The 21,497-nt window shown below is 71.6% G+C and carries 19 protein-coding genes; 9 read left to right on the plus strand and 10 right to left on the minus strand.

What is annotated here, in order from left to right; translation table 11 throughout:
* Nucleotides 1–5: 5 nt before the first annotated feature.
* The 3 genes from AB0M26_RS21590 (at nucleotide 6) to AB0M26_RS21600 (ending at nucleotide 2,208) form a co-directional block, all read left to right on the plus strand.
* On the plus strand, nucleotides 6–767 hold the full coding sequence (locus AB0M26_RS21590) for an SDR family oxidoreductase (RefSeq protein ID WP_365263434.1): 762 nt from the start codon (nucleotides 6–8) through the stop codon (nucleotides 765–767).
* Between the two features lie 205 nt (nucleotides 768–972).
* On the plus strand, nucleotides 973–1,641 hold the full coding sequence (gene ung, locus AB0M26_RS21595) for a uracil-DNA glycosylase (protein ID WP_365263475.1): 669 nt from the start codon (nucleotides 973–975) through the stop codon (nucleotides 1,639–1,641).
* A gap of 54 nt (nucleotides 1,642–1,695) precedes the next feature.
* Nucleotides 1,696–2,208 (plus strand): hypothetical protein, encoded by a 513-nt coding sequence (locus AB0M26_RS21600; protein WP_365263435.1) that lies wholly within the window; start codon nucleotides 1,696–1,698, stop codon nucleotides 2,206–2,208.
* 767 nt (nucleotides 2,209–2,975) lie between these two features.
* On the opposite strand, the gene AB0M26_RS21605 is transcribed toward AB0M26_RS21600, so the two are convergent.
* Entirely contained in the window at nucleotides 2,976–3,437 is a 462-nt protein-coding gene (locus tag AB0M26_RS21605) for a DinB family protein (protein ID WP_365263436.1), read from the minus strand.
* A gap of 22 nt (nucleotides 3,438–3,459) precedes the next feature.
* Nucleotides 3,460–4,062, minus strand: coding sequence for a TetR/AcrR family transcriptional regulator (locus tag AB0M26_RS21610; RefSeq protein WP_365263437.1), 603 nt, complete (start codon nucleotides 4,060–4,062; stop codon nucleotides 3,460–3,462).
* Between the two features lie 80 nt (nucleotides 4,063–4,142).
* Between AB0M26_RS21610 and AB0M26_RS21615 the strand changes: the two genes are divergently transcribed.
* Complete coding sequence (locus AB0M26_RS21615; RefSeq protein ID WP_365263438.1) at nucleotides 4,143–5,438, plus strand: FAD-dependent monooxygenase; 1,296 nt, start codon at nucleotides 4,143–4,145, stop codon at nucleotides 5,436–5,438.
* Between the two features lie 11 nt (nucleotides 5,439–5,449).
* Nucleotides 5,450–6,358 carry a Gfo/Idh/MocA family oxidoreductase gene (locus tag AB0M26_RS21620; protein WP_365263439.1) on the plus strand — a complete coding sequence of 303 codons (909 nt, stop codon included), beginning with the start codon at nucleotides 5,450–5,452 and terminating at the stop codon, nucleotides 6,356–6,358.
* On the opposite strand, the gene lnt is transcribed toward AB0M26_RS21620, so the two are convergent.
* Nucleotides 6,279–7,871 carry an apolipoprotein N-acyltransferase gene (gene lnt, locus AB0M26_RS21625; protein WP_365263440.1) on the minus strand — a complete coding sequence of 531 codons (1,593 nt, stop codon included), beginning with the start codon at nucleotides 7,869–7,871 and terminating at the stop codon, nucleotides 6,279–6,281. The genes AB0M26_RS21620 and lnt overlap by 80 nt on opposite strands.
* 128 nt (nucleotides 7,872–7,999) lie before the next feature.
* Entirely contained in the window at nucleotides 8,000–9,058 is a 1,059-nt protein-coding gene (locus AB0M26_RS21630; protein ID WP_365263441.1) for a phosphatidylinositol-specific phospholipase C domain-containing protein, read from the minus strand.
* Between the two features lie 625 nt (nucleotides 9,059–9,683).
* Here AB0M26_RS21630 and AB0M26_RS21635 point away from each other — a divergent pair.
* Nucleotides 9,684–10,073: a hypothetical protein gene (locus AB0M26_RS21635; protein WP_365263442.1), complete on the plus strand. Its 390-nt coding sequence runs from the start codon at nucleotides 9,684–9,686 to the stop codon at nucleotides 10,071–10,073.
* A 183-nt stretch (nucleotides 10,074–10,256) separates the two neighbouring features.
* Here the strand turns inward: AB0M26_RS21635 and hypE are convergent, their stop codons facing one another.
* The 6 genes from hypE to hypA form a co-directional block, all read right to left on the minus strand.
* Nucleotides 10,257–11,246: a hydrogenase expression/formation protein HypE gene (hypE, locus tag AB0M26_RS21640; protein WP_365263476.1), complete on the minus strand. Its 990-nt coding sequence runs from the start codon at nucleotides 11,244–11,246 to the stop codon at nucleotides 10,257–10,259.
* A 100-nt stretch (nucleotides 11,247–11,346) separates the two neighbouring features.
* Complete coding sequence (gene hypD / locus AB0M26_RS21645) at nucleotides 11,347–12,474, minus strand: hydrogenase formation protein HypD (protein ID WP_365263443.1); 1,128 nt, start codon at nucleotides 12,472–12,474, stop codon at nucleotides 11,347–11,349.
* Nucleotides 12,471–12,863 (minus strand): HypC/HybG/HupF family hydrogenase formation chaperone, encoded by a 393-nt coding sequence (locus AB0M26_RS21650; protein WP_365263444.1) that lies wholly within the window; start codon nucleotides 12,861–12,863, stop codon nucleotides 12,471–12,473. The genes hypD and AB0M26_RS21650 overlap by 4 nt, the downstream gene beginning before the upstream one ends.
* Before the next feature lie 84 nt (nucleotides 12,864–12,947).
* Entirely contained in the window at nucleotides 12,948–15,350 is a 2,403-nt protein-coding gene (gene hypF / locus AB0M26_RS21655; RefSeq protein ID WP_365263445.1) for a carbamoyltransferase HypF, read from the minus strand.
* Between the two features lie 24 nt (nucleotides 15,351–15,374).
* Nucleotides 15,375–16,241, minus strand: coding sequence for a hydrogenase nickel incorporation protein HypB (gene hypB / locus AB0M26_RS21660; protein ID WP_365263477.1), 867 nt, complete (start codon nucleotides 16,239–16,241; stop codon nucleotides 15,375–15,377).
* Nucleotides 16,241–16,651, minus strand: coding sequence for a hydrogenase maturation nickel metallochaperone HypA (hypA, locus tag AB0M26_RS21665; RefSeq protein WP_365263446.1), 411 nt, complete (start codon nucleotides 16,649–16,651; stop codon nucleotides 16,241–16,243). The genes hypB and hypA overlap by 1 nt, the downstream gene beginning before the upstream one ends.
* Before the next feature lie 247 nt (nucleotides 16,652–16,898).
* On the opposite strand from hypA, the gene AB0M26_RS21670 reads away from it, so the two are divergent.
* Genes AB0M26_RS21670 through AB0M26_RS21680 form a run of 3 tightly spaced genes read left to right on the plus strand, consistent with a single transcriptional unit; the run spans nucleotide 16,899 to nucleotide 21,493 of the window.
* A complete protein-coding gene (locus tag AB0M26_RS21670; protein WP_365263447.1) occupies nucleotides 16,899–18,572 on the plus strand; it encodes a hydrogenase maturation protein in 1,674 nt (557 codons plus the stop codon).
* Between the two features lie 56 nt (nucleotides 18,573–18,628).
* On the plus strand, nucleotides 18,629–19,681 hold the full coding sequence (locus AB0M26_RS21675) for a hydrogenase expression protein HypE (protein WP_365263448.1): 1,053 nt from the start codon (nucleotides 18,629–18,631) through the stop codon (nucleotides 19,679–19,681).
* Between the two features lie 24 nt (nucleotides 19,682–19,705).
* Nucleotides 19,706–21,493, plus strand: coding sequence for a nickel-dependent hydrogenase large subunit (locus AB0M26_RS21680; protein WP_365263449.1), 1,788 nt, complete (start codon nucleotides 19,706–19,708; stop codon nucleotides 21,491–21,493).
* Nucleotides 21,494–21,497: the final 4 nt, after the last annotated feature.

Consider the following 21,497-nt stretch of genomic DNA (forward strand, 5'->3'; position numbering starts at 1 on the left):
CGGACATGACGGAGAAAGTCCCGGCCAGCGGCAAGGTCGCGCTCGTCACGGGCGCCAGCCGCGGCATCGGATACGGCATCGCCGAGGCGCTGGTCGGCCGCGGCGACCGCGTGGCCATCACCGGCCGCAACGAGGACACGCTCAAGGAGGCGGTGGAGCAGCTCGGCGCCGACCGGGTGATCGGGATCGCCGGAAGGGCCCACGACGAGACCCACCAGGCCGCGGCCGTCGAGCAGACGATGGACGCATTCGGACGCGTCGACTACCTCGTCAACAACGCCGGAACCAACCCGGTCTTCGGACCGATCGCCGACCTTGACCTCGCGGTGGTCCGCAAGGTCTTCGAGACCAACGTCATCTCGGCCCTCGGCTTCGCCCAGCAGACGTGGAAGGCGTGGCAGAGGGACAACGGCGGCGCGATCGTCAACATCGCGTCCATCGCCGGGCTTTCCGCATCGCCGTTCGTCGGCGCCTACGGCATGAGCAAGGCCGCGATGATCAACCTCACCCTCCAGCTCGCCCAGGAGCTGGCTCCGTCCGTACGGGTCAACGCCATCGCCCCGGCGGTGGTGAAGACCAAGTTCGCACAGGCGCTGTACGAGGGGCGCGAGGCGGAGGCGGCAGCCTCCTACCCGCTGCAGCGGCTCGGCGCGCCCAAGGACGTGGGAGGAGCGGCCGAGTTCCTCCTCTCGGACCGCGCGGCCTGGATCACCGGCCAGACCCTCCAGGTCGACGGTGGGATCTTCCTCAACGCCGGCGTCGGCTGAGGGAGAGCCGGTCCGTGACGGGGGCGGACCGGCGCACCGGGAACGGGGTCGACGGCGCCGGAATTCCGGTGCGGGTGGAACCCGTTCGGCGGTGGACGGCCGGTGTGGCCGTCCACCGCGTCCGTGCGAGTGGACTGTCAGTGGACGCCGGTAGGTTCTGCCGTGCAGAACACACCGCACACCGGAGGTTGTTGACGTGACCGACATGCTGCCCGAGTCCTGGCGCGGCGTCCTCGGCGAGGAGCTGGAGAAGCCCTATTTCAGGGAGCTCATCGAGTTCGTCGAGAAGGAGCGGGCCAATGGTCCGGTGTACCCACCGCGGGCCGAGGTGTTCGCGGCGCTGGAGGCGACCCCGTTCGATCGCGTGAAGGTGCTGATCCTCGGACAGGACCCGTACCACGGGGAGGGCCAGGGCCACGGCCTCTGCTTCTCCGTCCGGCCGGGCGTGCGGACCCCGCCCTCCCTCCGGAACATCTACAAGGAACTGCTCGGCGACCTGGGGCACCCCGTGCCCGACAACGGCTGTCTGATGCCGTGGGCGGAGCAGGGGGTGCTGCTGCTCAACGCCGTGCTCACCGTCCGCGGGGGAGAGGCCAACTCGCACAAGGGCAAGGGCTGGGAGACGTTCACGGACGCGGTCATCCGGGCGGTGGACTCCCGGCCCGACCCCGCCGTCTTCGTCCTCTGGGGAAACTACGCGAAGAAGAAGCTCCCGCTCATCGACACCGCACGCCATGCGGTGGTCGAGGGCGCCCACCCGTCGCCGCTCTCCGCCAGGAAGTTCCTCGGCAGCCGCCCGTTCAGCCGGATCGACGCGGCCATCGCGGCACAGGGTCATGCGCCGGTCGACTGGCGGATTCCCGACCTGGGCTAGCGTCCGCCTCCGGCAGGGAAGGGTCACCTCGCAGCGACGAGCGCGGGAGGTCACGTGGCGGAGGAGCAGCGGGGAGAGGCGTCGCCGGACGCCTTGATGACGAGAATCGGGCAGGTCGTCATGCTCCACACGGGCGGCGACCGGGACGAGGCCCGCAACCGATTCGCCGCACTCTGGGAGGAGATCGGCGAGGACGGAGACCCGCTCCACCGCTGCACGCTCGCGCACTACATGGCCGACACCCAGGACGACCCGGCCGACGAGCTGGCCTGGGACGTCCTGGCCCTGCGCGCGGCCGACAGCCTCACCGAAGCGCTGACCGACAACCGCCCCACGGGGCACGGCGCCGCGGGGCAGCGCCGGACCCTCGCGCTGCGTGCCCTCTACCCCTCGCTCCACCTCAACCTGGCCGCGGACTATGTGAAGCTGGGCCGTCACGCGGCGGCGCGGCGTGAGCTGGACCGGGCGCGGGAGCGAGCCGGGGTGCTCGGTGACGACGAGTACGGCGATGGCGTCCGTGCCGCCATTGCCCGCCTCGAGCTGCGGCTGGAGGGCCCGGCGGCCTGACTGACGTCACATCTGACACCGCGTCCGACGGGGGAGCTGCCGTCGCGTCCGTCGGTGCGCGCTGCCGAGCAGGCCCCCGTCCATCCCGTGCCCCCGACACCCAATGCACCGTCCACCCCGTGCCCCTGCTCACCCCGTGCCCCTGCTCACCCCGTGCCCCGGCCGGCCGTCAGGGGGGCCGGGCGCCTCCAGGCCCCTGCCACCCGGTCCGTGCCCCGCTCGGGGGGGCCATCAGGGGCCGTAGACATCGCGGCAGATGCGGGACTGCGTGCTGCCCGGAGCCCACTCCCCGTAGGTCTCGCCGAGGTCGCATACGCCGGGGGTCACCACCGGCCTCGGGCCGGGCACCGTTACCCGGGACGGCTGCGGCGTGGGCCATACGGACGTGCCCGACCGCGACACCGTCCGTCCGCGCGGCGCGCGTGCCGACGGGGCGGCGGGGTGGGCAGAGGTGCGGGCGGCCGCGGCCCGCGGATGGGACGCGGGCGAGGAGCGGGCCCGGCCGGAGGGCGTGGTCTCCGGCCCTTCGTGCGCGGACGGTTCCGCGATCTGCGACCGGGCCGTTCCGGGCGCCGGACGTGGCGTCGACGACGGCTCCGACGCGGGCGGCGGGGCGGAGACGCTGACGCAGCCCGCGAAGGCCGGGCTTGCGAGAAGCAGCGCTGCTGAGACGAGTCGGTGCACCCGCGCAACTCTGCTGGTGCGGTGGACGGCGGGGCGTCCGTTCGACGGAAAGGCACCCCGCACGGGTGACCGTGGGGGCCCGCTCACACGCCCGTGGAGCCGTCGACGCGTTCCCTGACGAGATCGGCGTGCCCGTTGTGGCGTGCGTACTCCTCGATCATGTGCGTGTAGATCCAGCGGAGGTTGATGCTGGAGCCGTCGCGGTGTTTGGAGGCGGCGAAGTCCTCCAGGGAACGGCCGGCGGCGGTCACCCGGGCGCGCTCGATCTCGCCCTGCCACGCGGCGCAGGCGTCCTTCCAGGTGTCCTCCTCGGAGAGACGGAACTCCCCGTCGGGGTCCTCGTCCGTGTAGTAGAGGGGCGGCGCGTCCTCCCCGGCGAGACAGCGGCGGAACCAGTGCCGCTCGACCTCCGCCATGTGCCGTACGAGTCCCATCAGGGACAGCGAGGACGGCGGTACGGTCGCCTCGCGGAGCCGAGTGTCGTCGAGGCCCGTGCATTTGGCGGCCATCGTGGCGCGGTGGGACTCCAGCCAGCCCTCCAGCATGGCGCGTTCGCCGGCGGTGGTGTTAGGCGCCGCCCGCCGGCAGCATGCCGCGCAGCAGCTCTCCGACGCTCTTCCGCAACTCTTCCCGCGTCGGCGTCCGCGCGTGATGGGCGCCCGCGGCGCACGAGAACATCACACCCTCCGCCCAGGCGAACAAGGACAGGGCGTGGCGCTCCGGCTCCCGGGACCCCATCCGTGCTGTCAGGGCCACCAGGATCTCCCGGAACTCCTGTCCAGCCGCGTCGTAGATCTCCCTCAACTCCCTGCGCCGGGTTGCCTCGAGAGCCAGCTCGTACCGCGCGATCAGCAGATGCCGGGAGTCCGTCAGGTATCGGTGAATGATCAGCGCGAGCGCTTCCGGCATCACGTCGGGACCGCCGGAGGTCACCTGTACGGCCTCGAGCCGGAACGTCTGCACGTCCCGTACGGCCAGCCGCCTGACCGTCGCCTCCAGCAGGGCGGCGCGCGTTCTGGCGTGGTTCGACGTGGACCCCGGGGGCAGCCTCGCGGCCTCGTCGACGGCCCGGTGGGTGAGGCCCCGCAGGCCGCGCTCCGCGAGGAGGTCGATCGCGGTGTCCGCGATGAGGGCGAGGCGGTCGGGGAAGCGGATGGCGCCGGAGGTCATGGGGCCAACCTATCGCGCTCTACTACACATGTAGTAGCGTTCAACTACAGGTGTAGTGAGCTGCGACCTCCGGAGGAACCATGAACGCGCCCCGCGCCGTCGTCGTAGGAGCCGGGATCGGCGGGCTCGCCGCCGCGGCGGCCCTACACCGTCACGGGTGGTCCGTCACCGTCCTGGAGCGTTCCCCTGTGCTGGGGGAGGTCGGAGCGGGAATCGGCCTCGCCCCCAACGCACTTCGGGCCCTCGACACGCTCGGCGTCGGCGACGACGTCCGCGCCCTTTCGATGTGGCAGCACGAGGGCGGGATGCGCCACCCCGACGGGCGCTGGCTCTCGCGCACCACCAGCGATGCCTTCGCGCGGCGTTTCGGCGGCCCCATGGTCCTGGTGCACCGCCCGACCCTCATCGATCTGCTCGCTTCCCGGCTGAACGCCGGAGCCGTGCGCACAGCGGCCCCGGCCGCACTCGCCGACGCCGGCGGCCCCCGCCGCCCCGCCCGCGTCACGGCAGGCGACGGGGAGGAGATCGAGGCCGACCTCGTCGTCGGCGCGGACGGCATCCACTCGACCGTACGGCGCACGCTCTTCCCCACCCACCCCGGCCCCCGCTACAGCGGACTCACCGCCTGGCGCATCGTCGTCCCCGCGCTCGACGAGCCGTTCGCCCCGCACGAGACGTGGGGGCGCGGTGCACTCTGGGGCACCCAGCCCCTCCACGACGGCAGGATCTACGCCTACGCGGCCGCGGTCGTCCCGGAGGGCGGGAAGGCACCGGACGGCGAACGGGCGGAGCTGCTGCGCCGGTTCGGATCGTGGCACCAGCCCGTCCCGGCCGTGCTCGCCACCGCCGGAGCGGCCGGCAGCGGCCCCTTCCTACGCCACGACCTGTACGAGTCCTCCGTGCCGTTGCCGGCCTTCCACCGCGGACGGGTCGCCCTGCTGGGTGACGCCGCGCATGCGATGGCGCCCATGCTGGGCCAGGGCGGCTGCCAGGCCATCGAGGACGCGGTTGTCCTCGCCGCACACGTCGGCGGTCCCGAGCCCACGGGATCCGCCGACCGCCCAGCACACACAGCCGAACCCCACCCCGCACCGTCCCTCGCCCCCGACCCCGGTCCCGCCCTCGCCGCCTACTCCGCTGAGCGGCTGCCCCGCACCATGGACGTCGTTCACCGCTCCGCGCGGATCCGCCGTGCCGTGGCTCTCTCCTCCCGTCCCGCCGTCGCCCTGCGCTCCGCCCTCATCGGTGCCCTCAGCCGGTTCGGGCCCCACTTCGCGCTGCGCAGCTTCGAGGGAATCGCCGACTGGCGGCCGCCGTCGCACACGTATGCTGCCGGAACAGGGGAGGCGGAGCACCCGCGCATCACCCGGCAGTGAGGAGACGAACCGTGAAGGTCGGCTGCATCGGGCTCGGGGACATCGCCGAGAAGGCCTATCTACCGGTCCTCAGCACCCGGCCCGGGCTGGACCTGCACCTCCAGACCCGTAGCCGGGCGACCCTCGAACGCCTCGGCGCCGCCCACCGCATCCCCGAGGAGCGGCGCCACGCGGAGCTTGACTCGTTCATCGACGCCGGGCCGGACGCCGCTTTCGTGCACGCGGCCACCGAGGCGCACGCCGAGATCGTCTCCCGGCTCCTGGAGGCGGGCGTCCCGACGTACGTCGACAAGCCGCTCGCCTACGAGTACGCCGAGTCCGAGCGGCTGGTGCGGCTCGCCGGACAGCGCGGCGTCAGCCTCGCCGTGGGCTTCAACCGCCGCTACGCGCCCGGCTACGCCCAGTGCCTGGAGCACCCGCGCGACCTGATCCTCATGCAGAAGAATCGCGTCGGACTGGCCGAGGCCCCGCGCACGCTCGTGCTCGACGACTTCATCCACGTCGTCGACACGCTCCGCTTCCTGGCGCCTGGCACCGTCGAGCATGTCGACGTCCGAGCCCGGGTACGGGACGGGCTCCTGCACCACGTGGTGCTCCAGCTCTCGGGTCACGGGTTCACGGCCATCGGCACCATGAACCGGATGAGCGGCTCCACCGAGGAGATCCTCGAGGTCTCGGGACAGGACACCAAGCGCCAGGTGGTCAATCTCGCCGAAGTGATCGACCACAAGGGCCAGCCGACCGTCCGCCGCCGGGGCGACTGGGTGCCCGTCGCCCGGCAGCGCGGGATCGAGCAGGTCGTGCACGCCTTCCTGGACGCCGTACGGACCGGGAGGCTGCTCAGTGCCGAGGACGCCCTGCGGACCCATGAACTGTGCGAACGGGTGGTTCGGGAGGTCCTTGAACAGGCCGGCGCCTGACCGCGCGGGCTCCTTCCACGACGCCGTAGGCCGCCAGCGCCACCAGTGACGCGTAGAGGACCCAGTCGCCGGCCGTCACATACGGGCTGGTGCCCGTGGCCAGCGGCACCTCGTAGACCATGGTTGCGCTGCTGTCCGTGCCGAGACGTTCCCCGACGGCCTCGCCGTGCGGGCCGTACACCGCGCTGACGCCGGTCAGGGTCGCGTGCACCACCGGCCGCCAGCTCTCCGCCGCCCGCAGTGCCCCGAGAGACGCGTGCTGTTCGGGGGCCCAGCTCTGCTGGAAGGTGCTGGTGGCCGACTGGGCGACGAGCACGTCGGCGCCGTCCTGTACGAGGCGGCGGCTCATGTCGGGAAAGGCCGTCTCGAAGCAGACGAGCGGGCCGACACGCAGTCCGCCCGCGCCCGGGATCCGCATCACCACCGGTGCCGTGCCTCGTCTGCGGTCCTCGGCAGCCGCGTCGCCGACCGAGGTCGCCCAGCCCAGTACCGAACGGAACGGGATGTACTCGCCGAACGGCACCAGGCGCATCTTGTCGTAGCGCGCCCCCGTCGGCCCATCCGGGCCCACGAGCACCGAGCTCTTGAAAATGCCGGGCCGGTTCGAGCGCCGCGCATCGACATTCACCAGCAGTTCCGCGTTCACCTCGCGCGAGAGGGCGGCGAGCCGGTCCCGTAGGTCGGGTCGGCTGCCCAGATCCGCACTCACGCTGCTCTCGCCCCAGACGACCAGGTCCACGTCCTTCCCGGCCAGTTGCCGGGTCAGCTCCTCCTCGCGGTCGAACCGCCGCTCCCTGCCGTCCGGCCCGCCCTGGATGACACCGGGCTGGACCACGGCTATGCGCACGCTGCCCGTACGGTCCGGCTCCGGCGCCCACGCCCATGCCGCGCTTCCCGCCACCGCCACCGTCAGCCCCCCGGCCACCGCGGCCGTACGGGCGGCGGGCAGCGCAAGGAGTACCGCGATCGCCGTGTTGAGCAGCACGATCAGGAAGGTCACCAGCCAGACGCCGCCGAGCGAGGCCAGCCGCAGGGCGGGCGTGACCTGCCACTGGCTGGCGCCGAGCAGGCCCCACGGACCGCCCAGGGCCTCCCAGGACCTGATCATCTCCACCGCGACCCAGCCCGCGGGCACCAGCACCAGAGCGGAAGCCGTACGCCGCGGGCTCGGAGCGCCGCCCAGCAGCCGTCCGACCAGCACGCCCCACGGCGCCCAGAGCAGGCCCAGCAGCAGACCGATCACCAGGGTGAAGACGTGCAGATTGGGCATCAGCCAGTGATGCACCGCGATCATGAAACCGGTGCCGCCCAGCCATCCGTCGTACGCCGCGCGGCGCCAGGTCTTCGCGGTGCGGACGAGCAGCAGCCACGGCACCAGGGATGCGTACGCCAACCACCACAGGGAGGGTTCGGGGAAGGCCAGTGCGGGCAACGCGCCCGCGGCCACCGCCACCGCACCTCGCTGCCACGGTGAGGTGAGAACGCCGTGCCACCGGTCGACCGACACCCGCATGCCGTGCCTCCCTCTCGCCGCCCCCTGGGGCCTGGGCCCTTCCAACGGTAGTTGGAGGGGTGTTCGACCAGTGTCCGGGAGTGCGACGATCAGCGACAGACGGCATCGCCCGACCGGTGACGCACGGCCTAGCCGCGCGGCAGGACGGTCGACAGCACGCCGGGCAGCGGGGACCAGTCGCTGGTGACGATGGAGCCGTGCTCGGCGGCGAGGGCCGCGACACGGGCGCGGGCGTCCGCCTCCGGGGGGTTCACCGAGTCGATCTCCGGGGCCACCGCATGGGCCGAGGTCATGATGACCAGGTAGTGGCGCCGGTCGTACCAGGCGGTGTCGATGCCCGCATCCGTGACGTACGTCGATGCGTCGCCGTCGAAGACCACGAACCAGGGCCGGATCGAGGCGTCCGCGTAGCGGGTCCGCGGGTCACCGGGTGCGGCGCCGGTCACGGCGGGGAAGGCGGTCGCGGAGCCGAGGCCTCCGGAGGCGGACAGAGAGCGCAGATGCTCCGCGTACTCGCGGTCGGTCCAGTACGAGTCGAAGGGATTGCTCTGCTCGACCGTGCCCGGGATGAGTTCGAAGAGGAACTTGCCCGCCAGCGCGGACCGCTCGGGCCAGCCGCCCACCTGCACCGCCGTATCGAGGCTGGAGTGACCGCCCATGAGGTCGGCCGGGCCGAACACCGCGTCGCCCAGCTCGGATCGGACGAGGGCGTCGAATTCATCGGGACCGAGGCCGCCCTTGTTGTTGAAGCCGTCCTTCATCTCGACCTTGACCAGGATGGGGCGGTGGCCGGGGTTGGCATCGTGCCAGGCCCGCATATCGGAAAGACAGCCGCCCAGGCTCTGATTGCGTGCCTTGGTGCGCAGTTCGGCCGCGGAACCGGCGTTCTCGCAATTGTTGTCGTTGCCCACCGGGTTGCTGTGCGAGACCCGCCACTTCTTGCTCAGGGCGTTCGTCCAGACGTCGATTTCGAGCAGCCCCGCCCCGGAATCCAGGGCGTCGGCGAAGTACCGGAACGTGTCCTTCTCGTAGGCGTTGTGGACGCCGACCGATGTCGAGCCGGAGTACGAAAGGCTCCCGGAGTCCCCGGCCCCGGCCGGCGCTGCTCCGGCCGTCGCGGCTCCGGCGAGAAGTGCCCCGGCGGACAGCAGAGCCGCGGCCGAACCTGCAGAGCGAATCCTGCTCATGCGATGCCACCTTCGACATGGGGGGTGGTGAAAGTGGCAGCAGAGTAGAGGAGTTGGGCCGAAATGAGGCGGCCCAGGAGCGAATTCGAGGTGGACTGTCAGTCGACACCGGCGGGACGGCCCACCCGACGGCCCCAAATCCGCATAGGGATACGGATTTCAGCTGTTCTCGCGGGGGCGGGCTGTCATCGGTGCCCCGCTGGATCGTTCGTACACACCCGCCCGGCCGCCGGGTCCAAAGGACCGGGGCGTCGCCTTCGACTTGAGGTGCGGACCCGCCTCGGTCAGCTCGGTGCGGAAGAGATGCAGCGTTCGGAGGCCGAGCCGCCTCCGTGTACCGGGAGATCACCGCGGGCGTGCGCTGATGTGCGCGGGGGAGAGCCCGCGTACCCGGTTCCTTGCCGTTCGCGTGCGGTCCCGGCGACGATCTTGCGGTACGAGGACGCGTTGACAGCCCTCCCGGGGCGGGCGGACGATCGAGAAGGAGAATCCGATCGGAGGCGGGACTCATGACCGAGTACCGGATCGTTCCCCTCGATGCCCCCGCCCGGCCGCCCGGGCCCGCCGGTCTTCTGTCCCCTCGCGTCGGCCCCATGAACCCGCACGCGCACCTGGAGGACCCGCGATGACCACCCTGCAGCATTCGGACCACGTCAGCGTCCACCTCACCGACTGCTCACCGCGGGACGCGGACTCCGTCTTCGACGCCCTGCTCGCCGCCTTCCCCGCAGCCGTCGACCTGGAGACCGGAGCGCACTGCGAGCGGCATCCGCGGCTCGACAACCCGATGGTGTGGATCAAGACTTTCGACGTACGGACATCGGGTGCGGCGGAGCCCGAGGCCCTCGCCGGCGAGGTGACCGCCGACCTCTTCGGCTGCCACCGTCCCGTACGCCGGCTCGAAGAAGCCCTCGCCCGTTCCTTCCGCACCGAAGAGGAGGGGCACGTCGTACCCGGGGATCAGGAGGTCCAGGTCCGGCTGCGGCTGACGGGCCGGGTAGCCGTCCCTTCCTGAGACGGCAGTGGCCGGTCCCGCGGCGCGTTCGCCGCGGGACCGGCCGCGCGGTCACCCCGCCGTATGGGCGCACGCCCCCGCCGTGAAGGCGCGCCCTGAACGCGGACCCCGCCGTGAAGGCGCACCCTCCTGCGGCGCAGGCTCATCTCCGTGACAGGACGACATGCGTCCTGCCGTGATGTGTCAGCAGATACGCGGCAGTTGCTCGCCCAGCGGCAGGTCCACCACCCGCGTACCGCCCAGCCCCGTACGGGCCACCACCATCCCCGGATGCTCCTCCACGCACTCGCCGATCACCGCCGCGCCCGTGCCCTGGGGGTGGGCTCGCATCGCTTCGACGACCGCGTCCGCCCGGTCGCGGGGCACGAAGGCCACGAGCCTCCCCTCGTTGGCCACGTACAGCGGATCGAGACCGAGGAAGCCGCAGGCGTTGGTGACGGCGTCCGGTACGGGCAGGGTGCGCTCGGTGAGTACGACGCCGGTGCCGGAGGCCGCGGCGATCTCGTTGAGCGAGGTGGCCAGGCCCCCGCGCGTGGGGTCGCGCAGCACGTGCAGGTCAGGCGTGACCGCGAGCATCGCCTCGACGAGTCCTGCAAGCGGTGCCGTGTCGCTGGTGACCTCCACCCCGAACTCCAGCCCCTCCCGGACGCTCATGATGGCCACGCCGTGCAGCCCGATGGGCCCGCTGACGATGATCACGTCGCCCGGTACGGCGCGCTGCGGCCGGATGTCGACGCCCTCCGGGATCAGCCCGATGCCGGAGGTGTTGAGGAAGATGCCGTCGCCGTGCCCGGCGTCGACGACCTTGGTGTCGCCCGTGGCGACGGTGACCCCGGCGGCCAGCGCGGCGGCCCCCACCGCCTCGGCCACCCTGCCCACGGTGGACAGCTCGATGCCCTCCTCCAGGATGAAGGCGCAGGAGAGGTACGCGGGCCGGGCGCCGCTCATCGCCAGATCGTTCACCGTGCCGTTGACGGCCAGGTCGCCGATGCTGCCGCCGGGGAAGAACAGCGGCCGCACCACGTAGGAGTCGGTGGAGAACGCCAGCCGCGCCCCGCCGAGGGACAGAGCCGCCGAGTCGGAGAGACCCGCAAGGGTGGCATTGCCGTACGCGGGCGTGAACAGGTGCTCCACCAGCTCGGCGGAGAGCGCACCCCCGCCGCCGTGGCCCATGACAACCACCGGGTGGTCGCGCAGGGGGAGCGGGCACGACCACTCGGCGGGGTTGACCTGGGCGGGCACATCGGTCGCCCGGCCCGTCGTCGCAGCCGTCTCACCCAACGGGGCTCGCCTCCTTCGGCGACGCGGGCCCGTGCTCCAGGCGCCGGTACAAGTAGTAGGCGGCGCACGCCCCTTCGCTGGAGACCATGGTGGCGCCCAGCGGATTCCGGGGGGTGCAGACCGTGCCGAACGCCTCGCACTGGTTCGGCTTGAGCAGGCCCTGGAGCACCTCACCGCTGCGGCACGCAGCGGACTCGCAGGTGCGTACGCCGTCGACCTGGAAGCGGTGTTCGGCGTCGTACTCGCGGAACGCCGCGGACAGCCGCCAGCCGCTGTCCGGGATGGTGCCGATGCCGCGCCAGGACCGGTCCGTGACCTCGAAGACCTCCTCGAGCATGCGCAGGGCCGCCGGGTTGCCGTCATCGCGGACGGCGCGCCCGTAGGCGTTGTCCACCCGGTGCTCGCCGCGCTCGAGTTGGTGGACCGTACGGCGCACGCCTTCCAGGATGTCCAGCGGCTCGAATCCGGTGACGACGATGGGCACCTGGTGCCGTTCGGCCAGCTCCGGGTACTCGGCCGTGCCCATCACGCTGCACACATGGCCCGCGGCTAGGAACGCCTGTACACGGCAGGACGGGGACCGCATGATCGCCTCGATGGCGGGGGGCACGCGCACGTGCGAGACGAGGAGGCTGAAGTTGCGGATGCCGAGACGTCGCGCCTGATGCACCGTCATGGCGTTGGCGGGCGCGGTGGTCTCGAAGCCGATGCCGAAGAAGACCACCTCGCGGTCCGGGTTGCGCTGCGCGATGGTGAGAGCGTCCAGCGGTGAGTACACCACCCGTACGTCCCCGCCCGCGCCCTTGACACGGAACAGATCCCGGTCGGTGCCCGGCACCCGCAGCATGTCGCCGAAGGAACAGAAGATGACGTTCGGGCGCGAGGCGATCTCAAGCGCCTTGTCGATCATGTCCAGGGGGGTCACGCACACCGGGCAGCCCGGGCCGTGGATCAACTCGACCTTCTCGGGCAGCAGTTGGTCGATGCCGTGACGGATGATGGAGTGGGTCTGGCCGCCGCAGACTTCCATGAGCGCCCAGGGCTGGGTGACCGTGGCGTGGATGTCGTCCAGCAACCGCCGTGCCAGAGCCGGTTCGTTGAACTCGTCGATGTACTTCATCGGGTGCCCTCCTGTGCCGCCGCAGTCGCTGCCGTCGCCGCAGTCGCGGCGGCCGGTGCGGCCGCCGCCGTCGTCGGATCCGCAGAGCCCTGACCGGGGGTGTCCGGGCGCTCCGCCCCGGCCTCCTCCGCCGCGCGTCCCCATGCGTCGCCGAACTCCTCCTCCAGAAGGCCGAGTTGCTCGAACAGCTCCAGCGACTGCCGGGCCGACTCCTCGTCGAGCCGCTGGAGCGCGAAGCCCACGTGGACGATCACGTACTCGCCCACCTCGGCCTCCGGCACGTAGGCGAGGCACACCTCCTTCACCACGCCGCCGAAGTCGACCTGCGCCATGCGCGTGCCGTCACGATCCTCGGTGGCGACCACCTTGCCGGGCACTGCCAGGCACATGGTGTTCTCCCTTCGTCGTTGTCAGGGCATAGAGGGACAAGCGCGGCGCGTCGGTACGATGCCGCAGGCACGGGACGGGTGGGACTACGGGCTGCCGAGCCGGGCCGCCACCATGAGCTGACCGAGCGCCAGCCCGCCGTCGCCGCACGGGACTTCCAGGTGACGCAGGACGGTGAAGCCGGCTGCTTCCAGCCGTTCCGAACAGGCCTCGTCCAGCAGTGCGTTCGCGAACACACCGCCGGTCAGCGCCACCGTGCTCGCCCCCGTCTCCCGGCGCGCAAGGCGGGCCAGGGACGCCACCGCGTCCGCCACCGCCCGGTGGAAGCGTGCGGCGATCACCTCGGGTCCGGTGCCGGCGCGCAGGTCGTGGACGACCGACCGCAGCACCGGCTCCGCGTCCAGCAGTGCCGCGTTCTCCCCGCGGCGCAGGCCGAAGGCGTACGCGTCGCGGCAGTCGTGCCACGCGCGGGCCGCCGCCGCTTCCAGCTCGATGGCGGCCTGCGCCTCATAGACCGCCCGGTGGCACACGCCGGCGAGCGACGAGACGGCGTCGAAGAGCCGTCCCATGCTGGAGGTGGGCACACACGCCGTACCGCGTACGAGCTGACGAGCCAGCAGATGCCGTTCCTCGGGGGTGCACGCCGCCACGCACGGCAGGTTGTCGTCCCACGGGATCCTCGCGGCGCGCAGGCGGGAGAGCGCCATCCGGCACGGGTTGCCCACCCCGGCGTCGCCGCCCGGCAGCGGGACGTAGGCCAGGTGCGCGAACCTCCGGAAGCCCGCATAGTCGGCCAGCAGAACCTCGCCGCCCCAGATGGCGGTGTCGTCGCCGTAGCCGGTGCCGTCGAAGGCGAAGCCGAGGACCGGGCTGGTGCCGTCCAGACCGTGCTCCGCCATCGCCGAGGCGACATGGGCGTGGTGATGCTGCACCAGATGCAGCGGCCGTCCGTCCCGGTGGCGGCGGGCCCAGCGTACGGAGTGGTAGCCGGGGTGCCGGTCGGAGGCGAGGAGCGCCGGGATGACCCCGGTCAGGGTCTGCAACCGGTGTGCCGCGCCCTCGAACGCCCGAAGCCCGGCCAGGTCGCCCATGTCCCCGATGTGGGCGGAGAACCAGGCCCGGTCGTCCTCGGCGAGGCAGAGTGTGTTCTTCAGGTCTCCGCCGACGGCCATCACCGGAGGGACCGGGAAGGGAAGGGGGAGTGGCGCCGGGGCGTATCCGCGGGAACGGCGAAGCACGACCTCGCTGCCGTCCGGGCGCACGCGCACCACGGAGTCGTCGCAGGGCACCTCGATCGCCCGGTCGTGCCAGAGCCAGGCGTCGGCCAGCCCTTCGAGCCGGTCGAGGGCCTCCTCGTCACCGGTGACGATGGGCTCGCCCGATCGGTTGCCACTGGTCATCACCAGGGCGCGGGGGCCCGGTGCGTCACCGGACAGCCCGAACAGCAGGTGGTGGAGCGGGGTGTACGGCAGCATCACACCGACGTCGGGGCTGCCGGGGCACACCTCGGGGGCCAGCGGAACCCCGCTCTCGTCGGCGTGACGGCGCAGGAGGACGATCGGGCGCCGCCGCCCGGTGAGGATCGCGTGCTCGGCAGGGCCGACGCACGCCAGGCGCGCCGCGGTCCCGGCGTCGGCGGCCATCACCGCGAACGGCTTGGCACCCCGCGCTTTTCGCTCGCGCAGGGTGGCGACGGCGCGGGAGTCGGTGGCGTCGCAGGCGAGGTGATAGCCACCGATGCCCTTGACGGCCAGGATCGCTCCCTGGGACAGCATCATCCGCGCCTCGGTGAGCGCCGACTCGCCTTCGCGGAGAGGCAGTTCGGTGCCGGGGGCCCCGGTGAGGCGGAGCCGTGGGCCGCAGGAGAGGCAGGCGACGGGCTGGGCGTGGAAGCGGCGGTCGGCCGGATCGCCGTACTCCCGCGCGCAGTCCGGGCACATGGGAAAGGCCGCCATGGTCGTGGTCACCCGGTCGTACGGCAGCGCGGTCGCGATGGTCAGTCGCGGGCCGCAGTGGGTGCACGTGATGAAGGGGTGCCGGTACCTGCGGTCGCCCGGGTCGGCCAGCTCCCGCAGGCAGTCCTCGCACGTCGCGGTGTCGGGTGGCAACAGGGTCCGGCCCTCTCCGTGTTCGGAGGGCCGGATGGTGAAGCTCCGCCCCCCGCCTCCGGGAGCGTGCCCTCCACCCGGCGCGTACGGGCCCTCGGGCCGCATCGCCTCGTGCGTGACGGACGAGACGACGGCCAGCGGCGGCGCCTCGGTGCCGACGCGGAGACAGAACGCCTCCACCGACGCCGGGTCTCCCTCGACCTCGGCGACGACGCCTGCGGCGCTGTTGACCACATGGCCGGACAGGCCCAGACCGGTGGCCAGCGTGTGGACGAAGGGACGGAAACCGACTCCCTGGACCACACCTCGTACGGTGACACGTCTCCGGACGGCCGTGCAGGGGGAGCCCTGCGCCCGGCGGTCGTCAGCGAGCGTCGTCATGGCGCGCTCCTCGCCCCCCGGGCTCTAGCGGACCGGGACGCCGGTGGTGCGGGCGGTCTCCGCACCGGGACCGGGGTCCTCGTCCACGGGGCCATGGCTGTGGTCGTGCGCAGGGTCGTGGCCGTGACGGTGCGTGAGGCCGTCGGCGTGGTCGTGCACATGACCGCCGTCGGGACCGTGGTCGTGGCGATGCGCGCTCCGGTGCTGTGCGGCCAGGAGGGGCTGGTGCGGCAGGTCGCCGTGGCACACGGCCAGGACCCGGTCCAGGAGCAGGTCCACGCCCTCGCCCGTGCGGGAGGACGTACGGAGCACCTCCACACCCGGGTTGACGCGCTCGACGCTTGCCGCGAACTCTTTCTCGCCGAACCCGACGGCCTCCGCGATATCGGTCTTGCCGAGGACGACCAGATTCGCGAGCCCGAAAGCGGTCGGGTACTTGACCGGCTTGTCCTCGCCCTCGGTCACCGACATCATCGCCACCCGGAGCCGCTCGCCCAGGTCGTACGAGGCTGGGCACACCAGGTTGCCCACGTTCTCCACGAACAGCACCCGCGTCCCCTCCGGCAGCCAGCCCTCCAGATGCCCGCGCACCTGGTCGGCCTCCAGATGGCACAGCCCGCCGGTCAGCACCTGCTTCACCGGCGCACCCGAACGCGCCAGCCTGCGGGCGTCGTTCTCCGTGGCGAGATCGGCCGTGAGCGCCGCAACCGGGACAGCGCGTTGGGTCGCCCGGCGCAGTACGCACTCCAGCAGCGCCGTCTTGCCGCTGCCGGGGCTCGACAGCAGGTTGACCACCGTGACCCCGCGCTGTGCGAGGTCCTCGCGCAGCGCGGCCGCCAGCCCGTCGTTCTTCGCCAGCACCGCCTGTTGCAGGTCGACGACACGGCACATCATGCGCAGCACTCTCCCTCTCGCGCGGCGTGCCGCGCGGTCCCGGGCCCTGGGCACGAGCCGCCCTCGGGCAGCGTCACGTCCATCAGCTCCAGCTCGCGTCCGGTCAGCAGCTCGGTCGCCCACCCCTCGCAGCGGGGGCACGACAGCCGTGGTGGCGATCCCACCGGGAACTCCGCGTCGCAGGCGGTGCAGCGGGCGCGCGCCGGCACCTCGTCGATGACGAGTCCGGCCCCGGCCAGCAGCGTGCCCTCCGCGACCAGTTCGAAGGAGAACCGCAGGGCGTCCGCCACGACCCCCGCCAGCTCACCGATGCGCAGCCGCACCGACTCGACCGAGGCGGCCCCGTGTTCGCGGGCGGCCTCCTCGGCTCTTTCGACGACGGACAGGGCGATCGAGAGCTCATGCATGGAGCGTCACGGTAGGCACGGCCGGAGGCACGCCGGACTCCGGCGAGCCTACGGGGGCTGCTGAATTCGCCCGGGCGGCCCAACACGGGCGCGTCCAGCGCCCGGCCGCCCGCTTCCTTGGCCACCATCGCCTCCCGGGAGCCCCGGACCCCGCCCTCCGCAGAGGCCCCGCCCTCCTGGGACCTCATCGTCCCGGGCCCCCGCCGTCCCAAGACCCCGAGAGCAACGGCCATGCCCAGGAGGCGTGATGCACATCCTGCTCGTCCCGAGCGCGTTCAACAGCCTGACGCAGCGGGTCTTCGCAGAACTCCGCGACCGCCGCCACTCGGTCGAGGTGGAGCTCGCGGCCTCCGACGAGGCAGTACGGGAGGCCGTACGGCGGCACGCCCCGGACCTCGTCCTCGCGCCGATGCTGACGATCGCCATCCCCGAGGACGTCTGGTCGGAGCACACCTGCCTGATCGTGCATCCCGGGCCGCCCGGCGACCGCGGCCCGTCGTCCCTCGACTGGGCCGTCCACGAGGGCGCCTCCCACTGGGGGGTGACGGTGCTGCAGGCGGCCGCGGAGCTGGACGCGGGCCCGGTGTGGGCCTCGGCGTCCTTCCCGGTTCCTGCGCGTGTGGCCAAGAGCGACCTGTACCGAGGCGAGGCCGCCGACGCCGCGCTGCGAGCCGTCCTGCTCGCCGTGGAGCGCTTGGCCTCGGGGACCTACGTGCCGCGGACGCACGCGCCGTCGACCGGGGACGGCTGGCGCCCGTACTTCGCCCAGGACCTGCGCAGGGTCGACTGGGACACCGACTCCACCGACACCGTGGTGCGGAAGCTGCGCACCGCCGACTCACGCCCGGGCATTCTGGACACGTTCCTGGACGGCGAGTGGTTCCTGCACGGCGGCCATCCGGAGGACGCGCTGCGGGGGGAGCCCGGCCGCGTCCTGGCCACGCGCGGAGGGGCGATCTGCCGGGCGACGGCCGACGGCGCGGTGTGGATCCCGGAGCTGCGCCCCCGGCGTCGGCCGGGCGGTCCCCGGAGGTTCAAGCTGCCCGCCGCCCGGGCGCTCGGATCCCGGCTGCCCGACGTGCCCGAGATCCCCGCCCCCCTGTGGCCGGAGGACGGTCACGGCACCTGGTCCGACATCCGCTACGACGAGAGCGGCCCGGTCGGCTTCCTTCGGTTCTCCTTCCCGGGCGGCGCGATGAGCACGGACCACTGCCGGCGGCTCCTGACGGCGTACCGCTTCGCCTGCTCCCGCCCCACGGACGTCGTCGTGCTCGGCGGCGCGCGGGACTTCTTCTCCAACGGGATCCACCTCGGCGTCATCGAGGCCGCCGACGACCCGGCGGCCGAGTCCTGGGCGAACATCCAGGCCATGGACGACCTCGTCGAGGAGATCCTGACCACGACCGACCGGCTTGTCGTCGCCGCGCTGGCCGGCAACGCCGCCGCGGGGGGAGTGATGCTGGCCCTGGCGGCGGACGAGGTGTGGTGCAGGACCGGCAGCGTGCTCAATCCGCACTACCGCCGCATGGGGCTCCACGGTTCGGAGTACTGGACGTACTCCCTGCCGCGCCGTGTGGGGGACGCCGAGGCGCAGCGGCTGACCCGGGAGGCGCTGCCGGTCAGCGCCGCCGGAGCGCTGCGCGCCGGACTCGTCGACCGCGTCGTGGACTCGGGGCCCGGGGAGTTCGGGGCGGAGACCACCCGAATGGCGCTCAGGCTCGCCTCCTCGACGGTGCTGCGCGATCGCATCGCGGCGAAGAAGGGCGCGCGGGAACGGGACGAGGCACGCAAGCCGCTGGGCGAGTACCGGGTGGAGGAGCTGGCCCAGATGCGGAAGGTTTTCTTCGATCCGGAGGCGCCGTACCACGCCCTCCGCGGGGCCTTCGTCCGGAAGGACCCCCGTAGCGTGTTCAAGTTGTAGGTATATGTACGTCATGTCAGCCTTCCGTAGAACCCGGTCCCACGAAAGAAGGCCCCATGAGCACCGTCACCTCGACCCCCAGCGGCGTCGATGAGGTTCACATCCTCTGGACGTCGGAAGGCATGAGCTGTGACGGCGACACGGTTTCGGTCACGGCCGCGTCGCTGCCGAGCATCGAAGACGTCGTGATGGGGGCCATCCCAGGCCTGCCCAAGGTCCACCTCCACAACAAGGTGCTGGCGTACGAGACCGGCGACGACTTCATGCAGCCCTATCATCAGGCCGCCCGCGGCGAACTGGGGCCCTTCGTCTTCGTCGTGGAGGGGTCCATCCCCAACGAGCGGATCAACGGGGACGGCTACTGGACCTCGATGGGCAACGATCCTGACACCGGTGAGCCGATTACCCTGAACACCTGGATCGACCGTCTCGCGCCCAAGGCTTTCGCCGTCGTCGCCGTCGGCACCTGTGCCACGTACGGCGGCATCCACGCCATGGCGGGCAACCCGACCGGCTGCATGGGGCTCGTCGACTACCTGGGCAAGGACTTCCGGTCCGCGAGCGGGCTGCCCATCGTCAACGTCCCCGGCTGCCCAGTCCAGCCCGACAACTTCATGGAGACCCTGACCTGGATGCTCTACCAGGCCGCGGGCATGGCGCCGCCGATCCCGCTGGACGAACAGGGCCGTCCCACCTGGCTGTTCGGGAAAACGGTGCACGAGGGCTGCGACCGCGCCGCGTACTACGAGCAGGGCGACTTCGCCAAGGACTACAACTCGCCCAAGTGCCTGGTGAAGGCGGGCTGCTGGGGCCCCGTCGTGAACTGCAACGTCCCCAAGCGCGGCTGGATGGACGGCCTCGGCGGCTGCCCCAACGTCGGCGGCATCTGCATCGGCTGCACCATGCCCGGCTTCCCCGACATGTTCATGCCCTTCATGGACGAGCCCCCCGGCGGCTCCTTCTCCTCCGCCGTACTGGGCTCCACCTACGGGCCCCTCATCAGGTCGCTGCGCGGCATCACCAACCGAACGGTGAACCGCGAACCCAAGTGGCGCCACAACCGTGCCGAGCTGACCTCCGGCTTCGCGCCGCGCTGGTCGGGCCGCTGACGTTGCGAGACAAGGACCAATTCTGTGACGACGAGTGAGACCATCCCGCCCGAGCAACGCACCCTCACCGAGGTCGCGTTCGACCCCATCACCAGGATCGTCGGCAACCTGGGCATCTACACGAAGATCGACTTCAACAACCGCCAGGTGGCCGAGTGCCGCAGCACCTCGTCCATCTTCCGCGGCTACAGCGTCTTCATGAAGGGCAAGGACCCGCGCGACGCCCACTTCATCACCAGCCGCATCTGCGGCATCTGCGGGGACAACCACGCCACGTGCTCGGTGTACGCCCAGAACATGGCGTACGGGGTGAAGCCCCCGCCGCTCGCCGAATGGATCGTCAACCTCGGCGAAGCAGCCGAGTACATGTTCGACCACACGATCTTCCAGGACAACCTGGTCTTCGTGGACTTCTGCGAGCGCATGGTCAAGGAGACCAACCCGGGCGTCATGGAGCAGGCCGACCGTACGCCCGCGCCCCGCGGCGATCTGCACGGCTACAAGACGGTGGGCGACATCATGCGCGCCTACAACCCGTTCGAGGGCGAGGTGTACCGCGAGGCCCTCGTGATCAGCCGGGTCACACGCGAGATGATCTGCCTGATGGAGGGCCGGCACGTCCACCCGTCCACGCTCTACCCGGGCGGAGTGGGCACCGTCGCGACGCCGCAGGTCTTCACCGACTATCTCGTGCGTCTGATGCGCTGCATGGACTTCATCAAGAAGGCCGTCGCCATGAACGACGACGTCTTCGACTTCTTCTACGAGGCCATGCCCGGCTACGAGGAGGTCGGCCGGAGGCGCACCCTGCTCGGCTGCTGGGGCGCGTTCCAGAACCCCGACGTGGTCGACTACAACTACCGGACGATGACGGACTGGGGCCGGGCGATGTACGTCACCCCCGGCATCGTGGTCGACAACGAGCTGATCACGACCGACCTGGTCGACATCAACCTCGGCATGCGCATCATGCTCGGCAGCTCCTACTACGAGGACTGGACGAACGAGAAGACGTTCGTCGACAAGGACCCGCTGGGCAACCCCGTGGACCGCCGCCACCCCTGGAACCAGACCACCCTCCCCGCGCCGCAGAAGCGCGACCTGGAGGGCGGCAAGTACAGCTGGGTCATGAGCCCGCGATGGTTCGACAAGCGCACCGGCGACCACTTGGCGCTGGACACCGGTGGTGGCCCCATCGCCCGTCTGTGGGCCACCGCGCTCGGTGGCCTGGTCAACACTCCGTACGTCCGCTCCACCGGGCACAGCGTCCAGATCGACCTTCCCAAGACTCCTGGGATGCCCGAGACCCGTCTCGAGTGGACACCGCCGCCGTTCCCGAACACCATCGAGCGCAACCGGGCCCGGATGTACTTCGTGGCCTACGCCGCGGGCATGGCCCTGCACTTCGTCGACAAGGCGCTGGGCGAGGTCCGGGCCGGACGCACCAAGGTCTTCGAGGACTTCAAGGTGCCCAAGGAAGCGATCGGCGTGGGCTTCCACGAGGCGGTCCGCGGTGTGCTCTCGCACCACCTGGTCATCGAGGACGGGAAGATCGCGAACTACCACCCGTACCCGCCGACGCCGTGGAACGCCTCGCCCCGCGACTCGTTCGGCACCCCCGGTCCGTACGAGGACGCCGTCCAGGGCACACCCATCTTCGAGGAGAACGGCCCGGACAACTTCAAGGGCATCGACATCATGCGCACCGTCCGCAGCTTCGACCCGTGTCTTCCCTGCGGCGTGCACATGTACCTCGGCGGCGGGCGCACCCTGCGCCAGTCGCACTCGCCCACCTTCGGCGCACTCAACTAGGCGG

It is taken from the genome of Streptomyces sp. NPDC051776 (assembly GCF_040681345.1).
GTDB lineage: Bacteria > Actinomycetota > Actinomycetes > Streptomycetales > Streptomycetaceae > Streptomyces.

What these genes read in the sequence shown, in the direction of transcription:
- hypF (WP_365263445.1), bottom strand. Translation starts at nt 15,350, where the DNA reads ATGACGACGCTCGCTGACGACCGCCGGGCGCAGGGCTCCCCCTGCACG.
- AB0M26_RS21635 (WP_365263442.1), top strand. Translation starts at nt 9,684, where the DNA reads ATGACCACCCTGCAGCATTCGGACCACGTCAGCGTCCACCTCACCGAC.
- hypB (WP_365263477.1), bottom strand. Translation starts at nt 16,241, where the DNA reads ATGTGCCGTGTCGTCGACCTGCAACAGGCGGTGCTGGCGAAGAACGAC.
- AB0M26_RS21675 (WP_365263448.1), top strand. Translation starts at nt 18,629, where the DNA reads ATGAGCACCGTCACCTCGACCCCCAGCGGCGTCGATGAGGTTCACATC.
- AB0M26_RS21670 (WP_365263447.1), top strand. Translation starts at nt 16,899, where the DNA reads ATGCACATCCTGCTCGTCCCGAGCGCGTTCAACAGCCTGACGCAGCGG.
- hypE (WP_365263476.1), bottom strand. Translation starts at nt 11,246, where the DNA reads ATGGGCCACGGCGGCGGGGGTGCGCTCTCCGCCGAGCTGGTGGAGCAC.
- AB0M26_RS21590 (WP_365263434.1), top strand. Translation starts at nt 6, where the DNA reads ATGACGGAGAAAGTCCCGGCCAGCGGCAAGGTCGCGCTCGTCACGGGC.
- AB0M26_RS21605 (WP_365263436.1), bottom strand. Translation starts at nt 3,437, where the DNA reads ATGCTGGAGGGCTGGCTGGAGTCCCACCGCGCCACGATGGCCGCCAAA.
- lnt (WP_365263440.1), bottom strand. Translation starts at nt 7,871, where the DNA reads ATGCGGGTGTCGGTCGACCGGTGGCACGGCGTTCTCACCTCACCGTGG.
- AB0M26_RS21615 (WP_365263438.1), top strand. Translation starts at nt 4,143, where the DNA reads ATGAACGCGCCCCGCGCCGTCGTCGTAGGAGCCGGGATCGGCGGGCTC.
- AB0M26_RS21630 (WP_365263441.1), bottom strand. Translation starts at nt 9,058, where the DNA reads ATGAGCAGGATTCGCTCTGCAGGTTCGGCCGCGGCTCTGCTGTCCGCC.
- AB0M26_RS21650 (WP_365263444.1), bottom strand. Translation starts at nt 12,863, where the DNA reads ATGTGCCTGGCAGTGCCCGGCAAGGTGGTCGCCACCGAGGATCGTGAC.
- hypD (WP_365263443.1), bottom strand. Translation starts at nt 12,474, where the DNA reads ATGAAGTACATCGACGAGTTCAACGAACCGGCTCTGGCACGGCGGTTG.
- hypA (WP_365263446.1), bottom strand. Translation starts at nt 16,651, where the DNA reads ATGCATGAGCTCTCGATCGCCCTGTCCGTCGTCGAAAGAGCCGAGGAG.
- ung (WP_365263475.1), top strand. Translation starts at nt 973, where the DNA reads ATGCTGCCCGAGTCCTGGCGCGGCGTCCTCGGCGAGGAGCTGGAGAAG.
- AB0M26_RS21610 (WP_365263437.1), bottom strand. Translation starts at nt 4,062, where the DNA reads ATGACCTCCGGCGCCATCCGCTTCCCCGACCGCCTCGCCCTCATCGCG.